Genomic DNA, 19,142 nt, shown 5'->3' on the forward strand with positions numbered 1-19,142 from the left:
GAGAACCCGCAACCCACCATAGCTTTGAAAGGACACATCATGAACAAACTGCTCGCCACCCTGATCGCCGGTTTCGTCGCCACCAGCGCCTATGCGCAAACCGCCGTCACGACCACGACCACCACGACCACGCCCGCGGTCACCACCGCGCCGGCTACCACGACCTCGTCGAACACGAAGGCCATCGTGAAGGCCGAAGCCCGCGCCGAGGAAGACGTGGCCAAGGCCGAAGCGAAGGAAATGAAGACCGCCGCCAAGGCCGACGAGAAAGCCGCCAAGGCCGTCGCCGACGCCCAGGAAAAGAAAGCCAAGGCCCATGCCAAGGCCGTGAAAGCGCATGCGAACGCCGCCGAAAAAGTCACCAAGGCCGACCCGGAAGACCGCGCCAAGGCGATCGCCAAGGCGGAAGAGAAAGTCTCGGAAGCGAACCTGAAGGCCGAGAAGGCCATGATCAAGGCCGACGAGAAGTCCCTGAAGGTGCAGGTCGACGCGGCGGCCGACAAGGCGACCGCATCGGCCAAGACCGAGCAAGTGCGCGCCGAAGCGATGGCCGACGTGCACAAGGCTGCCGCCAAGAAGTAATCGGGCTGCGGGTACCAATGAAAAATGCCGGCGCGAAGCCGGCATTTTTTTGTCCGTGGCCGATGGGAGCGCCCAGGTACACATCGGCACGTACGCGGGCATGCCCGCCCTACGTTACGCGACCGTCGTGCACCGTAGGGCGGGCATGCCCGCGTTACGGACGTGTGCATACCCCACCACCATTTAACAGTGCGAAAGCAACAATGCCGGCACACGCCGGCATCGTCACATCGTAGGGCGGGCATGCCCGCGTTACGCACCGTGACACGGCCGCACACCCACTCCATACCGCACAAACAACAATGCCGGCTCACGCCGGCATCGTCGCAATCACAACGAAACGATTACTCGCCGGTCGCGCGCATCGCCAGATCCGTCGCCTTCAGCTTCTGCGACAGCGGCTTGCCCTTGCGTGCCCGCTTCCCGAAATGCGGCTCCAGACCCGATGCATACAGCTCCACCGTGCGCGGCTTGGAGCCGGCCCAGGTGCCGATCACGTTCACGCCTTTCTGGCTGATCGGCTGCGCCGCCAGCAGCTGCTCTTTCGGATCGAGTTCCATCAGCGTCACGCCGCGGCCGCCGTTGGTCAGCACTTTCATCTCGTCGATGCCGAACACCAGCACCCGGCCGTTGCCTGACAGGCAGGCGATCGCGCCGGCACTGTCCGCCACCACGCGCGGCGGCAGCGGCACGGCCCCGTCGTCCAGGGTGATGAAGGACTTGCCGCCCTTCAGACGGCTGACCATGTCGCCCGCCTTGGAAATGAAACCGAAGCCGTTCGAGGTGGCCAGCAGCAGGCGCGTGTCGGCATTGCCGGCGAAGTAGTGCAGGATGCGGATGCCGCCCGACAAATCGACCAGGGTCGTGATCGGCACGCCGTCGCCGCGCGCGCCGGGCAGCGCCGACACCGGCACCGAGTAGGATTTGCCGTTGTCGCCGATGCCGACCAGCGCATCGACCGTGCGGCATTCGAAGGCGGAGAGCAGCGAGTCGCCCGCCTTGAAGGTAAACTGCGCCGGATCGTGGCCGATGCCGGTACGCGCGCGCACCCAGCCCTTCTCGGAGACGATCACGGTGACCGGCTCGTCGATGATCTTCTGCTCGGCAACCGCTTTTTGCGCTTCCTCGATCAGGGTACGGCGCGCGTCGCCGAACTGCTTGGCGTCCGCTTCGATCTCGCGGATGATGGTGCGCTTCATGGTCGATGGATTGGCCAGGATGTCTTCCAGCTTTTCCTTCTCGCCGCGCAGCTGCGACAGCTCCTGCTCGATCTTGATCGCTTCCAGGCGCGCCAGCTGGCGCAGGCGGATCTCGAGGATGTCCTCGGCCTGGCGATCCGACAGCCCGAATTCCGCGATCAGGGCCGCCTTAGGCTCGTCCGAATTGCGGATGATGGCGATCACCTTGTCGATGTTGAGCAGGACGATCTCGCGGCCTTCCAGGATATGGATGCGGTCGTTGACCTTGCCTAATCGATGCTCGGTACGGCGTTTGACGGTTGTAAATCGATAGTCGATCCACTCCTGGATGATCTCGTTCAGGCCCTTCTGGCGCGGGCGGCCGTCGCCGCCGATCATCACCAGGTTGATCGGCGCCGAGGTCTCGAGCGAGGTATGCGCCAGCAGCAGCAGCATGAATTCGTTCTGATCCTGGTTCTTCGATTTCGGCTCGAACACCAGGCGCACCGGCGCCTCGCGGCCCGATTCGTCGCGCATCGTGTCGAGCGAGTTCAGGATCGTCTGCTTGAGGGCGATCTGTTCCGGCGTGAGGGTCTTCTTGCCCAGCTTGACCTTTGGGTTGGTGATCTCCTCGATCTCCTGCTGCACCTTGGCAGCCGAGGTACCCGGCGGCAGTTCGGTGACCACCGCCTGCCACTGGCCGCGCGCCAGTTCCTCGATCTTCCAGCGCGCGCGCACCTTCATCGAGCCGCGGCCGGTCGCGTACATGTCGGCGATCTGGGAAGCCGGGGTGATGATCTGGCCGCCGCCCGGGAAGTCCGGGCCCGGCATCAGCGTCATCAGTTCGGCGTTCGAGATCTTCGGGTTGCGGATCATGGCGACCGTGGCGTCGGCCACTTCGCGCAGGTTGTGCGACGGGATCTCGGTAGCCAGGCCGACGGCGATGCCGGAGGCGCCGTTGAGCAGCACCATCGGCAGGCGCGCCGGCAACGTGCGCGGCTCGAGCGTGGAGCCGTCGTAGTTCGGCTGGAAGTCGACCGTGCCCATGTCGATCTCGTCCATCAGCAGGCGCGAGATCGGGGTCAGGCGCGCTTCGGTATAGCGCATCGCCGCGGCGCCGTCGCCGTCGCGCGAGCCGAAGTTGCCCTGGCCGTCGATGAGCGGATAGCGCAGCGAAAAGTCCTGGGCCATGCGCACCAGCGCATCGTACACCGACTGGTCGCCGTGCGGGTGCAGTTTACCGAGCACGTCGCCGACCACGGCCGCCGACTTGCGCGGCTTGGCGGTCGGGCCGAGACCGAGTTCGTTCATCGCGTACAGGATGCGGCGCTGCACCGGCTTCTGGCCGTCGGCCACATCGGGCAGGGCGCGGCCTTTCACGACCGAGACCGCGTAGTCGAGATAGGCGCGCTCGGCGAAGGTCGACAGAGTCAGCGTTTCGACGTCGTCGTCGACAGGCGCGGCGGCTTGTTCAAAAAGGTTTGCTTGAGTTGACATGGTCTTACGAGAATGGATGTTGATTCTTTTTGGCGCGGATCATGTTCATGAACATGAAGATCGCGACACCGAAGAGCGGGGTGACGAGCATGGACATCGGCATGACGCTCAACACCGGCGACGCCGGCCGCAGGGTGCTCATGCCGAACAGGAGCACGACGCCGCCAACTCCCGCCGCGAAATAATGAATGGTCGGATTCGACAGCAGCATGCCGCCTAGCACCCATAGCCAGCATAGCGCGGCATGCAGGGCCAGCGGCAGCAGCGATCTGTCGGCGCCGAGCACCAGCACCACCGTTCCGGCCAGCCAGGTGCAGCGCAGCGGCAGGAGCAGATGGGCGTGCTCCGGGATCCGGGCCCACAGGTCGGCGCCGCCGCGATACAGCAGCTGCAGGGCACAGTAGGCGCTGGCGATGCAGGTGACGTAGCCGTACGCGGCGAACCCCTTGCTCGCCATCGCGCCGCCGAATAGGCAGGCCCCGAGGCCGCCCATGATGTAATGCGCTTTTGCGAGCATGACCGAGTTGGCGAAGCTGGCGACAAGCGCGCAGCCCACCAGCGCCGTTCCCAGCAGCCATGCAAACACGCGTGGCGGATCCGGGACGAACAGGAGCGCCGAGAGCAGGGCGTAGACGGGAATCCAGCCCAATTGCCAGCCCGCCCGGTAACGCTGCTCGTGCAGCAGCCAGGCCATGCGTTCGCTGTTCTGGAACCACGTCAGGGGCCGCTTGAGCGTCCAGAATGCGCCGCCGGCCACGCCCAGCGCCGCGCACACTGCGACCCGGATGCCGGATTCGACCGCCAGCCCCCAGTAATCGAGCAGGAGCTCGGCCAGCAGGTTGATACCGAACAGCCCCAGGACGAGCGACCACAGCGCAGTCTCGAGGAAATAGCGGCGGCCTGCGACGCGCCGCTCCCATTCCTCGAACAGGTCGCGGTTCAGTTTGAAGTGCAGCAGCTCCGGCTGGTAGGTGCGGATGCGGGCGATCTCGTCCTGCAGCGTGCGCGTGAACTTGCTGCGCAGGGTGCGGCCGAAGCGCCAGCCGGCGCCGTCGGCGAGCAGGGCGGCAACCGCCGGTTCGCTCGAGGAGCGCTCCAGCAGCGCGGCATAGGCGCGATCCGCGCGCAGGCGTGCGAAGGCTTCGCCGGCCGCATCGGGCAGGCGCCGGCTGACGAAGCTGTCGTCGTCTTCCCAGCCGTAGAACGTGACGATGGCCTCGCGCAGGTCTTCCGGGCAGGATTCGGCGGCGCAGTACCCGATGGCGAACAATTCCAGGTGGTCGCGCACTTCCAGGTTCTGCAGCTCCTCGCTGTCGGCCAGTTTGCGCAGGTGCCACTTGGGCGCCACCGTGGAGAGATTGATGAAGTCAGCCCAGAGACGGCGCGCCACCTCGAAGGCGGCGTCGCTCGCAGCTTGCGCTTCGGCCCGCGCCCGTTCGCGTTCGCGGCGGCGCTGGCGCTCGAGCGCGACCGGGTCGGGCAGCGCGCGCAGGAAGGGAACGGGATGCTCCCAGGCTTCCTCGCGCAGCGCCGCCAGCGGCTGCTCCCATGCCTCGACTTGTTCTTCAGGTGCGGACGGCGCCTCGGCATGCTGCGCGCGCACGGCCTGCGGACGCTGCGGCGTCGCCGGCCGTTCCCACGCCGGCTGCGGCGCGGGCTCATGCAACTGCGCGGCTACCGGCTCGGGTTCGGCCTGCTCAATCCAGCCGCCATTGTCCTGCTTGTCCTGCTCGTCCGCCTCGTCCGGTTCCTCCGCCTGCGCATAATGCGGCGCCATGCGCAGCGCCATCTGATAGGCCTCGTTCAGGGCCTGGAAGGCGGCCGGATCGTCGTCCGGACGCGTGAGCTTGAGCTTGCGCGCATAGGCACGTTTGATCTCGCGCTCGTCCGCGGTCGGCGCGATGCCGAGCAGGGCCCAGACGTTCACTCCAGGCCGCCCCGGTCGAGTTCGCGCATGACCTGCTGCAGCGCTTCGCGTGCGCGCCGGGCGGCATGCTGATCCTGGCGGTCGAGCACGGCCTGGAAGGCGGTGATCTGGTGCGCCAGGTATTGGCGCGCCTCGCCCAGCAGTTCCTGGTAGAGGCGGTCGGCTTCGGCCATGACGGTACGGTTTTCGATCTGGTCGCGCGGGTGGATCTTCAGCTCGGCCAGCTCGGCCAGGCGCTGCTCGACCTGCTCCGGCGTCATCACGCCGGCGTTCTCGGTGACCACCAGCTTGTGCTTTTCGCCGGTCTGCTCGACCGTGATTTCCGCTTCCAGCACGCCGCTGACGTCATAGGTGAAACGCACGTCGGCGCTGATCTCGCCCGCCTTTTTCGGCGGGATCGGGAATTCGAGCGCGCCCAGGTAGACGTTGTCCTTCACGAGGCGCGCCTCGCCCTGGTAGACCAGCACGCGCAACTGGCGCTGGCCGTCGGTGATGGTGGTGATGTTCTGCACGCGCGACACCGGCACCGTCGCATTGCGTTCGATGATCGGCAGGTAGTGGCCGCCTTCGTAGTTGTTCGGCCCGAGCTGGCGCGAGATGCTGATGCCGAGCGAGTAGGGCGCGACGTCGGTCATGACCACTTCGTCGAGGGCGGCGTCGCGCATCTTGAGGCCGGCCTGCACGGCGGCGCCGAGGGCGATCGCGTGATCCGGATCCAGGTGCACGTTGGGGAAGCGGCCGAACATGCGCGAGACGAGTTTACGGACGATGGGCATGCGCGTGGCGCCGCCGGCCAGCACCACGGCATCGAGCTCGCTCGCCTTGATGGTGGCGTCGCGCATGGCGCGGTCGACCGGTTTGCGCAGGCGCGCCAGCAGCGGCTCGCACAATTGCGCCAGGGTGTCCTCGTCGAGATCCCAGCCGAATTCCTGCCCCTCGTGCTGGAACACCATGCGCGCGCGCGCCGTTTCCGACAGCGCGCGCTTGACGCGCTCGGCCTCGTCGCGCAGGCGCTGGGTCTGGGTGCGCGCCAGCGTGGCGCTGCCGAGGGCGCGCGCCAGGCCGCTACGGTCATAAAAGGCGCGCACGATGATCTCGACGAAATCCTCGCCGCCGAGGAAATTGTCGCCGGCCGAGGCGCGCACTTCCATCACGCCCTCGAACAGATCCAGGATCGAGACGTCGAAGGTGCCGCCGCCGAGGTCGAAGACGAGGAACTTGGTTTCCTGCTGGCTGTCCTGGATGCCGTAGGCGAGCGCCGCGGCGGTCGGCTCGTTGAGCAGGCGCTCCACGCGCAGCCCGGCCAGCTGGCCGGCGGCGCGCGTCGCTTTGCGCTGGGCGTCGCTGAAATAGGCCGGCACCGTGATGATGGCCTCGTCGACCTTGTGGCCAAGCCAGGCTTCGGCATCTTCCTTCAGCGCGCGCAGTACCAGCGAGGACAGTTCTTCCGGACGGAAGTCCTGGCGCCCGAGCCGGGTGATGCGCTCGCTGCCCATGTAGCGCTTGAACAGCGAAGTGCTCTGGTCGGGATGGGTTTGCAGGCGTGCGCGCGCGGCGGCGCCGACCAGCACGGTGCCGTCGTCGTCGATGCCGACGCAGGAGGGCGTGAGGAACTCGCCCAGGGCATTCGGGATGATGTGCGCCTTGCCGTCGCGCCAGGCGGCGACGAGGCTGTTGGTGGTGCCCAGGTCGATTCCAATGATCATGGTCGCAAGTCCGTGGTCAGATGTCCGCTTCGGTTTCGTTGCCGTGTTCTTCGATCCAGGCGCGGCGTGCGGCGGCCTCGCCCTTGCCCATCAACATGTTGAAACGCGCGCTCGATTCGCCGTGGTCGAAGCCGCCAAGGGCCACCGGCAGCAGGCGCCGGGTGTCCGGATTCATCGTGGTTTCCCACAGCTGCTCGGCATTCATCTCGCCCAGGCCTTTGAAACGCGAGATGTTCCAGCTGCCTTCCTTGAGGCCGTCCTTTTTCAGCTTGTCCTCGATCGCCAGCAATTCGCCGTCGTCCAGCGCGTACAGCTTTTGCAGCGGCTTCTTGCCGCGCGGCGGGACGTCGACGCGGTACAGCGGCGGACGCGCCACGCAGATGTGGCCGTGGCGGAACAGCGCCGGGAAATGCTTGAAGAACAGGGTGAGCAACAATACCTGGATGTGCGAGCCGTCGACGTCCGCATCCGACAGGATGCAGATCTTGCCGTAGCGCAGACCCGACAGATCCGGCGAATCGCCGTGCGAGTGCGGGTCGACCCCGATCGCCACCGAAATGTCGTGGATCTCGTTGTTGGCGAACAGGCGGTCGCGGTCGGTTTCCCAGGTATTCAAGACCTTGCCGCGCAGCGGCAGGATGGCCTGGTATTCCTTGTCGCGGCCCATCTTGGCGGAACCGCCGGCCGAATCGCCCTCGACCAGGAACAGCTCGTTGCGGGTGAGGTCGGTCGATTCGCAGTCGGTCAGCTTGCCCGGCAACACGGCCACGCCCGAGGACTTCTTCTTTTCGACCTTCTGCAGCGAGCGCATGCGCGACTGCGCCTGCTTGATGACCAGTTCGGCCAGCTTCTTGCCGTATTCGACGTGCTGGTTCAGCCACAGCTCGAGCGGCGGTTTCGTGAACGTCGAGACCAGTTTCACGGCGTCGCGCGAGTTCAGGCGCTCCTTGGTCTGGCCCTGGAACTGCGGATCGAGCACTTTCGCGGACAGCACGAAGGAGACGCGGGCGAACACGTCTTCCGGCAGCAGTTTGACGCCTTTCGGCAGCAGGCCGTGCAGTTCGACGAAACCTTTCACGGCGCCGTAGAGGCCGTCGCGCAGGCCGGACTCGTGCGAGCCGCCGCTCGGCGTCGGGATCAGGTTGACGTAGGATTCGCGCACCAGGCCGCCTTCCTCGTTCCAGGCCACGACCCAGGCCGCACCTTCGCCCTCGGCAAAGCTCTCGTCGCCGGCCAGCGCATAGCCCGAACCCTCGAACAGCGGGATCACGGTCTGGCCGCTCGAGGTCTGGTTCATCGCTTCGACCAGGTAGCCGCGCAGACCTTCGTCGTAGCGCCAGGTCTGGATGTCGCCGGTTTTCGCGTTGGTGAGCGTGACGGTCACGCCCGGCAGCAGCACCGCCTTGGAGCGCAGCAGGCGCACCAGGTCGCCCATCGGGATGTTCGGCGAATCGAAGTATTTGCCGTCCGGCCAGGCGGTGACGCGGGTGCCGTTCTTCTTGCCGCCGCGCTCGAAAGGCACGGAGGACAGCGGCTCGATCACTTCGCCGTCGGCAAAGACCAGATTGTGGATGCCGTTGCCGTCGTCGGTTTTACGCCACACGGTGATTTCCAGGCGCTTGGACAGCGCGTTGGTCACCGAGACGCCGACGCCGTGCAGGCCGCCCGAGAAGGCGTAAGCGCCGCCCGAACCCTTGTCGAATTTGCCGCCGGCGTGCAGGCGGGTGAACACGATTTCGACCGTGGACACGCCTTCTTCCGGGTGGATGCCGACCGGGATACCGCGGCCGTCGTCCTCGACGGTGACGGAGCCGTCGACGTTCAGGGTGACGCCGATGTTGTTGCAGTAGCCGCCCAGCGCCTCGTCCGAGGCGTTGTCGATCACTTCCTGGATGATATGCAGCGGGTTCTCGGTACGGGTGTACATGCCGGGCCGCTGCTTCACGGGCTCGAGTCCCTTGAGGACGCGGATGGATGATTCGCTGTAGTCGGGTGCGGGTTTCTTGGTTGCCATGCTGATCAGTGTTTTTTCGTAAGCCTGCGTATTTTATCTTGCCGAGGCTATCTTGTCGGAAGGAAATAACAGGAGGGGCGTAAGCGATTGTTCTTGTCATCGCTTGGAAACGTGACTAGATTGGTACGCAAGGTTGCCATGTCAAGCGGCCCCGAGAAACCGTTGAGCGCAGGCCCAGGCCGAGAATGATACTGTACATGCATACAGTGCTTCTCGCAAGTGGCCTGCTTTTTGCGCAACAGTCGAGGGCCCCCGACAGGGCACGCACCGGTGACGATCATGCATGCACATAAAATTCCGACTGCCGTACGTCTGCTCGGATTCGGGCCTGAGGACTCCCGCCGGCTGACGACGCTGCTCGACGCGGCGCCACGTTCCGGCCCGCTGTATTGCTGCCTCCACGACGACAGCCTGCAGGAACCCGACATCGTGCTGGTCGACGGTGCCAGCCCCTCCGCCCATGCCTGCCTGGACGGCATGCGTTGCCCGCCGCCGGCGCTGGTGATCGGCGGCGCCGCGCGCCCTGGCTGCACGCACCTCGAAACGCCGGTCGACCCGGAACAGCTGCACACGTCCCTGATGCACCTGCTGGACGAACAACGCCGCGCGCTGGCGCTGCTGCGCGCACGCGGGGCGCCCGTGCTGGCCGAACGGCGGCGCCGTCCGCGGCTCGGGCCGGGCACTGGCTGCGCCGCCGAACGCCGGCCGCCGCGCGACGGCAAGGTGCTCATCGTCGACAAGGGCGGCGCCTTCCGCGACCACCTGGCCGGCCTGGTCGGCGCAGGGCGCCTGGCGATTGCCTGGACGGACAGCGCGCCGATGGCGGTGCGCCTGTGCGACGAAACGAAGATTGCGCTGGCGATGATCAATACCGCCGCGCCCGGCATCGATCCGTATGCCTTGAGCCGCACCATCAAGGCCCAGGAGGGGGCGGGACGCACGGCCGTCGTGCTCCTGGTCGGGAAGATGTTCAGCTACGACAGCGAACTGGCGCGCGGCGCCGGCGTGCGTGGGCTGCTCGACAAGCCGGTGGGCGACCGTAGCCTGGTGTGCATGCTGCAAAGGCTGACGAGCTTGCCGGAGTTGCCGGCTTGATGCGACCTGCGCAAGCTCCCGGCAGCCTGCTCATCCGTTTGATTTTGTTACAACTTCGAATCGTGCGCGGCAATGGCAGGGCTATATTTGGGCCATGGCAGACGATCAACCACAGCGCCGCGGCGAGGCACCCGGCCCGCCGCTGGAAAACCGTGAGGATGCGCCGCAGCGCATTCCCGACCGGCGCGCGGGCAATGGCGCGCCGCGCTACCAGCGTCCCGGCGATACCCCCTTCGCCCTGGCCGGCCGCGTCCTGCGCTCGCGCTGGCGCGCCTTGCGCGACCGCTTCAGCCGCGACTTTATGCGCCGCACCCTGCGCATCGGTGTCTCGGCGCGCATCTTTCATCCCGAACCGGGTTCCACCGGGCTACGCAGCAAGAACCTGCAATACCTGGAAGAGTCGATCGCCCAGTGGGTGATGTCGCGCGACGTGCTGGTCTTCATGATCCCGACGGTGAACACCAACGGTCTGCTCCACCCCAGCAACATCACCCTGCGCCACTACGCGCGCCACCTGGACGGCCTGGTGCTGCAGGGCGGGGCGGACGTCTCGCCGCAAACCTATTCCGAATCGCCCACGCGCCCCGAGTGGAGCGGCGACCGCGCGCGCGATCTGTATGAACTCGAGCTGCTGCACGAATTCGTCGAGGCCGGCAAACCGGTGCTGGGCGTCTGCCGCGGCTGCCAGCTGATCAACGTCGCCTTCGGCGGCACCCTGTACCAGGACGTGGCGACCAACGTGCCGGCCGCGCTGGCCCACGTGCACACCGACTACGACGCCCACCGCCACGCCATCGAATTCCCGCCCGGCTCGACCCTGGGCCGCATGTTCCCGAACGCCGGACGGCCGATCGTCAACTCGATCCACCACCAGGCCGTGAAGGAACTCGGGCGCGACATCCGGGTCGAGGCGATGTCGTATCCGGACGGGATCGTCGAGGCGATCCGCTACGACAAGGCCGATTTCGTGATGGGGCTGCAATGGCACCCGGAATTCCACCGGGCCGGTGGGACGGATCTGCTCGATTGCACGCCGGTGCTGGACGAGTTTTTGAGGGCGGCGCGCGAGACGCGCTTGTAATAAACCCCGTGGAGTCGGGACTCCACCCTGCGACTGAATCCACCGCGCACGCTTGCAAAACCACTTGCATCGCCTCGCCCCCTTGATCATAATGAATGAGAATCATTCTCATTAACGACGGATCAAAAGGGAGCGCCATGAATCACCCCTCCGCAGACATCGCCCTGCCATCGTCCGGCATGCCCCAGCGCCACGCCGTCATGCTGGCCTCCCTGTTGCACCTGATGTCGCACTACACCGCGCGCGACGGGAAGGACAAGCCCTGCGTGCGCCTGGCCTCGGTGATCGAGCGCCATCTGTGTGCACTGGCGCGCCTGCCCGATCTCGATCCGGTGCTGCGCGCCACCTGCGAGCAGCTGTGCGAACGCTGGGCGGCGCTGGTCGACGACGGCATGCCGCGCCCGGTGAAGCGCAATTTCCTCGATCGGATCATGCGCAGCAGCCGGGCAGGGGCGAACCCGGCGTAATCGCGTGGCTACCGCCGCCGGAAGCGCCGCTCGCCGCGGAACCAGTTGATGGCCGCATGCACCATGCCCTCGACGCTGCCCTGGCGCTCGTACTGCTGGCGCAGCAAGGCGGCATCGCTGCCGCCGGCCGCGGCGGCGGCCAGGTGGCGCAGGCCGTCCAGGCTGCCCAGCTCGGCCGCGTAGGGTTCCATTTTTGTGAGCGTGGCCAGGATATCCTCGCGCAGCGACACCGTCTCGTAGGTCTTCGGATGCGTGATCGCCCCTTCCAGCCCGAAGCGGCAGGCCTGGAAGCGGTTGTAGTTGTAGACGAGGTAGTCGTCCTCGACTGGCGGCGCCTCGTGCCGCCCCAGCAGGTAGCTGCACAGCGCCTGCAGATACGCCGCCAGCGCCGCCGCCCGTTCCACGGTGAGCGGCGTGTCGCACACGCGCAGCTCGATCGTGCCGTACTCGGGCTTCGGGCGCAGATCCCAGTAAAAATCCTTCATGCTCTTGATGATGCCGGTGCGCTCCATCTTGGCGTAATAGCTGGACTCGAACTCGCCCCAGCCGAGCGTGAACGGCGCGCGCCCGCTCATCGGGAAGGCGAATACGGAATTCAGGCGCGCCGAGTCGAACAGGCTGTCGTGCCCCTGCACGAAGGGAGAGGAGGCCGACAGCGCAATGAAATGCGGAATGTAGCGGCTCAGCGCATGCAGCAGGTACATGGCGTCGTCGCCGCTGCCGCAGCCGATGTGCACGTGCTGGCCGAAGACCGTGAACTGCTTCGCCAGGTAGCCGTACAGCGACGACAAATGCTCGAAGCGCGGCTTCGAAAAGATCTTCTGCTCCGACCAGTGCTGGAAGGGATGGGTACCGCCGCCGGCGATGCCGATGTTGAGCTGGTCGCCGGCCGCCACCAGGGTGTCGCGGATTTCCTGCAGCTCCGCCAGCAGCGGCGCATAGGCCGAGTGCACGCTCGAATTAATCTCGATCATGCTCTCGGTGATCTCGGGCGTGACGTTGCCGGGGAAGGGCTTGCGGCCCAGCAGGTGCAGCAGATCCGGGCTGGCGGCGGTGAGGTCGAAGTCCGACAGGCTGACCAGCTGCAGCTCGAGCTCGACGCCGAAGGTGAGCGGCGTCGAGGCCTTGAACGGTTCAAGCGGCATGGCTAGCCTCCGGCTGGGTCTTCGGTACTTCGTTCGCCCACATCAGGGCGCGCTGGATGATGATCGGGCCGAACACTTCCAGCAGCATCGTCACCGCCGCCACCGAACGCAGTTCCTCGACCACGTGCACGCCGCGCAGGCGCGCGTGTTCCAGCAGCAAGATGACGAACACGGACAGGGGCGCCAGCGCGACCCCGGCCAGCGCGCCCTTGCGCCAGGTGACGCCCGACAGGTGGGCAAAGGCTACCACGCCGCCGGTTTTCGTCAGCAGCCGCACCAGCACGATCAGCACCGCCAACCCGCTGCCGGCGGCGACCTTCTGCCAGTCGAGGGTGGAGGCGGCGAACACGAACAGCAGCACGGTGAGCAGTTCGCCGAGCGCCCCGAACCCGCGCTGGGCCTGGCTGTAGGCGACGCGGCGGTGGCGCGCCACCAGGCCGAAGGCAAGGGTCGCGACCACCGGCGACAGCCCGCATGCATACGAAATGGCCACCAGCAGGATCACCGCCAGGGCAAAGGCGACGGTCGCATCCTGGCGCGGGTTGCCGATCGCCCGCAGCAGCGCCGGCACGGCCAGCCCGAACACGGCGCCGGTCAGGATCGACACGGCCAGCAAGACCAGGCTGTTCCAGATGGCGTCGCTCAGGTCTTCGAAGGTGCGGAAGATCCAGAAGCCGACGACGACGTTGAAGGCGAACACGGCCAGTACGCAGTTCTGCGCCGTCAGGTGCAGCACCCGTTCCGTCACCTGGCCCGAGCTGCGCTGCTCGTTGATGACGCGCACCACGGTGGCGGGCGAGGTGGCCATCGACAGCGCCGCCAGCATCAGCGCCGTCAGTTGCGGTGTGCCGAAGGCGGTCGCGATCAGGTAGACGGCGACGAAGGTCGCCAGCGACTCGACCAGGCCGCTGATCCCGATCCAGGGATTGGTGCGCAGCCAGCGCAGGTTGATGCGGTAGCCGAGCTCGAACAGGATCAGGCCGAAGGCGATGTCGGCCAGCATCGGCACCGCGCCCGAATTCGTGTCCACCCCGGGAAAGGGCAGGATGCCGAGCTGGGGCCCGGCCAGCGCGAAGCCGACCACGCCATAAAAGCTAATGCGCGGCAAGCCCGTCCAGCGCTGCCCGAATTCTCCGGCAAGCCAGGCGATGGCGATCGCGAACGGCCACGCCAGGCTGGTCAGGATGGGCAACAGGTCGGGCATGCATGCTCCTCGAAAATATCGCGCTAAGCCAGGTAAGCCAGCCCAGGGCGGACTGGTCTTTTGTCGATTTTACAAGACGGGTGGAGCGGAGGCTGCGCACGATTGGACAGCCCATTCACGGAAGAGTTCGTTGTCAGCGCCCCCGCGGGTGGCTAGAATGGCGGGCGGCCGGCCGGCATGGCGCTGCTTGCCGCAGCAGTCTTTCCGATTCCTCATCCGTCGTTTCCCGACGCACCATCATGTCCCAGCCGACTCCCCCGCACGTCCAGGCAGCCCGCCCGCCGATCCGCCTCACCGCCCAGGTGCTCACCTGCGTCGTGTTTTCCGCCATCGCGCTGGTGCTGATCTTCGTCATCCAGGACGACCCGCGCGCGGTGCTGCGCGGGCCGATGGCGCTGGGCGAACAGCTGGTGTACGGCCTCGGACTGTCGGCGCTGGCCGCCGTGTTTTCGTATGTCAGCTACCGCTTCACCGCTCGCTCGGAGGCGAGCAGCAATACGATCAAGGCCTATAGCCGGCTCGACCTGTCGGGCCTGAACCCGGTCTGGATCAGCCTGGCCGCCGCGATCGGCGAGGAGCTGCTGTTTCGCGCCGCGCTGCAGCCGCTGCTGGGGGTGTGGATCACCTCGGTCGTGTTCCTGGCGACGCACGTGCCGGTCTACCAGTTCCGCAAGCTGGACAAGGCGACGCTGGTGCAGGCGGCGGGGCTGTTCGCCGTGAGCGTGGCGCTCGGTTTCGTTTACCAATACGTCGGCCTGCTGGCGGCGATGATGGTGCACGCGGCGCTCGACGTGGTCGGGCTGTACGTCGTGCGCAATGCGCTGCGCCGCATGTGAGCTAGGGCTGTTCCGGCGCCGCGGTGTGGATCACCAGGTGGCCTGAGTAACCGGCGACCTGGCCGACCAGCGGCAGCGCCGCGCTGACCTTGAAATACAGCCGGCCGTCGCGCCCTTCTTCTTCGGCCACGATGCGCGGCAGCGCCCAGCGCGGGCAGGGAATGCCGAGAAACTGCAATCCCCGCAATTCCATCACCAGGCGCCCTTCCTCGGCATTGAGCCCGAAGCGCAGGCGCGTCAGGCCCAGGCGTTCGGTCAGCTCGCCGCCGACCAGGGTCATGTGCGAGCGCATGGTGTTGGTCGGGAAGTGGCGCACCCAGGTTTCCCGATCGGGCCGGGCATCGAGTTCGAAGCGGATCGCGCCGGACGAGGGCAGCAAGGGCGTGCCCAGACAGCGTGCCAGCAGGCGCGCCGGCGTCGATTGCGGCGCCTCGGTGCGCACCTGGCCGTGCAGCACGCGCCGGCCGCGGCTGCGGTGGAAGGCCTGCACCGGTTCGGCAAGCTGGCCGAAGGCCGAGCCCATCACAGTTTCATACATCGCGCGATCGTTCATGCTTCCTCTTTCATGGTGATGGCGAGACCATCGGCCTCGCGTGCGAAGTCGGCCAGCGCCAGCAGCCCGAGGCACGGTAACGCTCCGGCCTCGAACGGCACGCTGGCAGCCAGGCGCCGCACCAGCGCGGCGGCGGCCAGGGTCGGCACGAAGGGGCCGTCGCCCCGCGCCGCAACCAGCGACCAGCGGCGCCCGATGGCGGCGCCGTCGGCCGCCACTCCCCTCACTTCGACGTGCATGGCGCCGGCATCCGAGCCGCAGTGCCGGAACCAGTCGGCCATGCGCTTGAGCAGCGGCGCATGCTGCGCCCAGTCGCGCACCAGGCCGCGCTCGGCCAGCAGCGCCATCGCGTTCATCCCGCGGTGCAGGAAGGCCAGTTCGAGGCCGGCGCCAAAGCGCACCGGTGGAGATCCGGCAAAGCGCGGGCCGAGCAGCACCAGGTCGGGCACGTTGCAGGGCGACAGCAGACGGCGGCCGACCGGCGCCGGGTAGGCGTGCGCTCGGGTCGTGCGCCAGCCGATGGCGCCGCCGGGCAGCGGCTTGCCGCAATAGCCGAGGATGGCGCGCACGGTGGACAGGCCGCGCTCGGTGCGGTTGCCGGGGCTGATGCCGATGTCGATGCCGCTCACGCGCGCCATGCCGGCGGCCAGGGCGTCGGCGGCCGCGCCCGACAAGGCGGGAACCGAGCTGGCGCCGCTGGTCACGAGCACGCCGGCGCGCACGGCGGCATCGTCCAGGGTCTTGATGCCGGCCACGAAATCGCGGCCGTCGGCCAGGTCGATGTAGTGGGCGCGCGCGGCGATGCAGGCTGCGGCCACGCGGTAGTCCTGGCCCTGGAAGGGGCCGGCGGTGTGGATGACGGCATCGAGGCGCAGCGCCGCCAGTGCCGCGGGCAGGGAGGGGTCTTCGATGTCGAGCGCCAGGGCGTCGAGTGGCGAGGCGGCATTCGGACGCAGCTTGTCGACCAGGGCTTGCGCCATGGCCAGGGAACGGCCGGCGACCAGGATGTGCAGGGTCGGCTGGCGTGAGAGGAGGGTGGCCAGGCGGGTGCCGAAGAAGCCGTAGCCGCCGATGATCAGGACGCGAAAGGTGCTCATGCGTAGGGGTATAGCACGGGTCGTGTACCGAAAGATAGGGGCGGTTGATCGAGCGGTGAACTGCGTGGGCGCCCCGTGCCCACGCATGACGTGTGCCGGCCCGCGGCTTACTTGCTGAGCAGCCGCATCGCCCGCTCCAGCCCCTCCAGCGTCACCGGAAACATCCGGTTGCTCATGATCTGGCGGATGACGGCGATCGACTGGCGGTACTGCCACAGGTGTTCCGGCTCCGGATTGAGCCAGGCGAACTTGGGAAAAGCCTTGCAGAAGCGCGCCAGCCATTCGGCGCCGGCTTCCTCGTTGTTGTATTCGACCGAGCCGCCCGGCGCCAGCACCTCGTAGGGGCTCATGGTGGCGTCGCCGACGAAAATCAGGCGCGTGTCGTTCGGGTATTTGCGCAGCACGTCCCAGGTGTCGAAGCGCTCGGCGTGGCGGCGGCGGTTGTTCTTCCACAGGTAGTCGTAGACGCAGTTGTGGAAGTAGTAGAACTCCATGTTCTTGAATTCGCTCTTCGCCGCCGAGAACAGTTCCTCGGTGCGCTCGATGTGGTCGTCCATGCTGCCGCCCACGTCCAGCAGCATGACCACCTTGATGCGGTTCTTGCGCTCGGGCTGCATCTTGATGTCGAGGTAGCCGGCGTTGCTGGCCGTGGCGCGCACCGTTTCGTCGAGCGCGAATTCATCGAGCGCGCCGGTGCGGGCGAAGCGGCGCAGGCGGCGCAGGGCGACCTTGATGTTGCGCGTGCCCAGTTCGCGCTCGTCGTCGTAGTCCTTGTACGAGCGCTGATCCCATACCTTGACCGCCGTGCGATTGCGGCCGGCGCCGCCGATGCGGATGCCTTCCGGGTTGGTGCCGCCATGCCCAAAGGGAGACGTGCCGCCGGTGCCGATCCACTTGCTGCCGCCTTCGTGGCGTTCCTTCTGTTCCTTCAGCAGTTCGCCCAAGCGATCCATCAGCCTGTCGTAGCCGAATTTTTCCAAAGCCGCCTTCTGCTCGGGCGTCAGTTCGCGCTCCATGCGCTTGATCAGCCAGTCGAGCGGGATCTCGCCCTTGCTCGTGTCGAAAACGGCCTCGATGCCCTTGAAATAACTGCCGAAGGCACGGTCGAACTTGTCGAAATGGGCCTCGTCCTTCACCATCACCAGGCGCGCGAGATAATAAAACTCGTCGAGGGAAGGGGCGATGACGCTCTTTTCCAGGGCCTCGAGCAGGGTCAGGAATTCCTTGATCGAGACCGGGACTTTTGCGCTGCGCAGCGCGAAGAAAAAGTCGATCAGCATTTACGTGCTCGCGTGCCGTGTCAGTTGATAGTGCAGGTGGCTTTTGATCTCGTGCCATTCGCCGCGCACGATGCTGTACATGACGGTGTCGCGCACGGTGCCGTCGCGGCGCGCGCCATGGTGGCGGATCACGCCGTCCTTTTTCGCGCCCAGCCGCTCGATGGCCTTTTGCGAGGCGTAATTAAAATTATCGGTACGGAAGCCGACGACGGCGCAGCCGAGCGTGTCGAAGGCGTGCGAGAGCAGCAGCAGCTTGCAGCTGGTGTTCACATGGCTGCGCTGGACGCTCCTGGCGTACCAGGTGTAGCCGATCTCGACCCGGTCGACCTCGGGCAGGATGTCGTGGTAGCTGGTCGTGCCGAGCACGGCGCCGCTGGAAGAATCGACCACGGCGAAGGCGACGCGGTTGGGCGTTTCCAGCGCGGTGTGCACATAGGCCTGGGTGCGGTGTGGTTCCGGCACCGAGGTCACGCGCAGGTTCCATAGTTCGCCGTCGGCGGCGGCCAGGCGCAGGCCGTCGACGTGCTCGAGGCTCAGGGGTTCGAGACGCACGCCGTTGAATTCGAGCGCGGCCGGCTCCACGTGAATCACCGGTTCATCCTCGACATCGACAGCAGGCGCTCGAACAGGTGCACGTCCTGCTCGTTCTTCAGCAGCGCGCCGTGCAGCGGCGGCACCACGGTTTTATTGTCCTTGCTGTGCAGGGCTTCGGCCGGGATGTCCTCGGCCATCAGGAGCTTGAGCCAATCGAGGAATTCCGAGGTCGATGGCTTCTTCTTGATGCCCGGGATATCGCGCACATCGTAAAAACTCTGGAGCGCGGCGGCCAGCAGTTCCTGCTTCAGGCGCGGGTAGTGCACCTTGACGATGTCGGCCATCGTCTCGCGATCCGGGAATTTGATGTAGTGGAAGAAGCAGCGGCGCAGGAAGGCGTCCGGCAGTTCCTTTTCGTTGTTCGAGGTGATGATCACCAGCGGGCGGTGCTTGGCCACGACCATCTCGCGCGTCTCGTAGACGTAGAACTCCATGCGGTCGAGTTCGCGCAGCAGGTCGTTGGGGAATTCGATGTCGGCCTTGTCGATCTCGTCGATCAGCAGCACCACCGGCTCCGGCGCGGTGAACGCCTGCCACAGCACGCCCTTGACGATGTAGTTGTGGATGTCGCGCACGCGTTCGTCGCCGAGCTGGGAGTCGCGCAGGCGCGAGACGGCGTCGTATTCGTACAGGCCCTGCTGGGCCTTGGTGGTCGACTTCACGTGCCACTGCAGGAGCGGCATGTCGAGCGCGGCGGCCACTTCCTCGGCCAGCATGGTTTTGCCGGTGCCGGGTTCGCCCTTGATCAGGAGCGGGCGCTGCAGCGTGAGGGCCGCGTTCACGGCCAGTTTCAGGTCGCTGGTCGCGACATAGCTTTCGGTGCCTTCGAAGCGGGGTTGGGCTTGCATACGCGTCTATCGTGAAGAGGGAAATCCCGAGTATATGC

General features: G+C 66.5%; 16 protein-coding genes. 5 read left to right on the forward strand and 11 right to left on the reverse strand.

What is annotated here, in order from left to right:
• The first annotated feature begins 39 nt into the window (after positions 1-39).
• The gene (locus ASF77_RS20200; RefSeq protein WP_056344209.1) at positions 40-582 is read left to right on the forward strand and encodes a hypothetical protein; all 543 of its coding nucleotides are present in this window, start codon (positions 40-42) and stop codon (positions 580-582) included.
• 344 nt (positions 583-926) lie between these two features.
• On the opposite strand, the gene parC is transcribed toward ASF77_RS20200, so the two are convergent.
• From parC to ASF77_RS20220, 4 genes are read right to left on the reverse strand one after another with little or no spacing between them, the layout of a single operon-like run.
• The gene (parC, locus tag ASF77_RS20205) at positions 927-3,257 is read right to left on the reverse strand and encodes a DNA topoisomerase IV subunit A (protein WP_056343569.1); all 2,331 of its coding nucleotides are present in this window, start codon (positions 3,255-3,257) and stop codon (positions 927-929) included.
• Between the two features lie 4 nt (positions 3,258-3,261).
• On the reverse strand, positions 3,262-5,184 hold the full coding sequence (locus ASF77_RS20210; RefSeq protein WP_056343572.1) for a hypothetical protein: 1,923 nt from the start codon (positions 5,182-5,184) through the stop codon (positions 3,262-3,264).
• Entirely contained in the window at positions 5,181-6,890 is a 1,710-nt protein-coding gene (locus ASF77_RS20215) for a molecular chaperone HscC (protein WP_056343575.1), read from the reverse strand. The genes ASF77_RS20210 and ASF77_RS20215 overlap by 4 nt, the downstream gene beginning before the upstream one ends.
• A 16-nt stretch (positions 6,891-6,906) precedes the next feature.
• Positions 6,907-8,904 (reverse strand): DNA topoisomerase IV subunit B, encoded by a 1,998-nt coding sequence (locus ASF77_RS20220; protein WP_056343579.1) that lies wholly within the window; start codon positions 8,902-8,904, stop codon positions 6,907-6,909.
• Between the two features lie 279 nt (positions 8,905-9,183).
• Between ASF77_RS20220 and ASF77_RS20225 the strand changes: the two genes are divergently transcribed.
• The 3 genes from ASF77_RS20225 (at position 9,184) to ASF77_RS20235 (ending at position 11,547) form a co-directional block, all read left to right on the forward strand.
• Complete coding sequence (locus ASF77_RS20225; protein ID WP_056344212.1) at positions 9,184-9,999, forward strand: response regulator; 816 nt, start codon at positions 9,184-9,186, stop codon at positions 9,997-9,999.
• A 94-nt stretch (positions 10,000-10,093) separates the two neighbouring features.
• Entirely contained in the window at positions 10,094-11,080 is a 987-nt protein-coding gene (locus tag ASF77_RS20230) for a gamma-glutamyl-gamma-aminobutyrate hydrolase family protein (protein ID WP_082493926.1), read from the forward strand.
• A 137-nt stretch (positions 11,081-11,217) separates the two neighbouring features.
• Complete coding sequence (locus ASF77_RS20235; protein ID WP_056343586.1) at positions 11,218-11,547, forward strand: hypothetical protein; 330 nt, start codon at positions 11,218-11,220, stop codon at positions 11,545-11,547.
• Between the two features lie 8 nt (positions 11,548-11,555).
• Here ASF77_RS20235 and ASF77_RS20240 read toward each other — a convergent pair whose 3' ends face one another.
• Positions 11,556-12,692, reverse strand: coding sequence for a YbdK family carboxylate-amine ligase (locus ASF77_RS20240; RefSeq protein WP_056343589.1), 1,137 nt, complete (start codon positions 12,690-12,692; stop codon positions 11,556-11,558).
• A complete protein-coding gene (locus tag ASF77_RS20245) occupies positions 12,682-13,896 on the reverse strand; it encodes a cation:proton antiporter (RefSeq protein ID WP_056343592.1) in 1,215 nt (404 codons plus the stop codon). Before ASF77_RS20245 ends, ASF77_RS20240 begins: the two co-directional genes overlap by 11 nt.
• Before the next feature lie 239 nt (positions 13,897-14,135).
• Here ASF77_RS20245 and ASF77_RS20250 point away from each other — a divergent pair, with 239 nt between their 5' ends.
• Positions 14,136-14,732, forward strand: coding sequence for a CPBP family intramembrane glutamic endopeptidase (locus tag ASF77_RS20250; protein ID WP_056343595.1), 597 nt, complete (start codon positions 14,136-14,138; stop codon positions 14,730-14,732).
• A 1-nt stretch (position 14,733) separates the two neighbouring features.
• Here the strand turns inward: ASF77_RS20250 and ASF77_RS20255 are convergent, their stop codons facing one another.
• From ASF77_RS20255 to ASF77_RS20275, 5 genes are all read right to left on the reverse strand, one after another.
• Positions 14,734-15,285 carry a DUF4166 domain-containing protein gene (locus tag ASF77_RS20255; protein ID WP_056343598.1) on the reverse strand — a complete coding sequence of 184 codons (552 nt, stop codon included), beginning with the start codon at positions 15,283-15,285 and terminating at the stop codon, positions 14,734-14,736.
• Positions 15,282-16,382, reverse strand: a complete 1,101-nt coding sequence (locus ASF77_RS20260; RefSeq protein WP_056343601.1) for a saccharopine dehydrogenase NADP-binding domain-containing protein — start codon at positions 16,380-16,382, stop codon at positions 15,282-15,284. The genes ASF77_RS20255 and ASF77_RS20260 overlap by 4 nt, the downstream gene beginning before the upstream one ends.
• A 107-nt stretch (positions 16,383-16,489) precedes the next feature.
• Positions 16,490-17,662, reverse strand: coding sequence for a VWA domain-containing protein (locus ASF77_RS20265; protein ID WP_056343609.1), 1,173 nt, complete (start codon positions 17,660-17,662; stop codon positions 16,490-16,492).
• Positions 17,663-18,253 carry a GNAT family N-acetyltransferase gene (locus ASF77_RS20270; protein ID WP_056343613.1) on the reverse strand — a complete coding sequence of 197 codons (591 nt, stop codon included), beginning with the start codon at positions 18,251-18,253 and terminating at the stop codon, positions 17,663-17,665.
• Positions 18,250-19,104: a MoxR family ATPase gene (locus ASF77_RS20275; RefSeq protein ID WP_056343616.1), complete on the reverse strand. Its 855-nt coding sequence runs from the start codon at positions 19,102-19,104 to the stop codon at positions 18,250-18,252. Before ASF77_RS20275 ends, ASF77_RS20270 begins: the two co-directional genes overlap by 4 nt.
• Positions 19,105-19,142: the final 38 nt, after the last annotated feature.

Source organism: Massilia sp. Leaf139 (assembly GCF_001424165.1).
GTDB lineage: Bacteria > Pseudomonadota > Gammaproteobacteria > Burkholderiales > Burkholderiaceae_D > Telluria.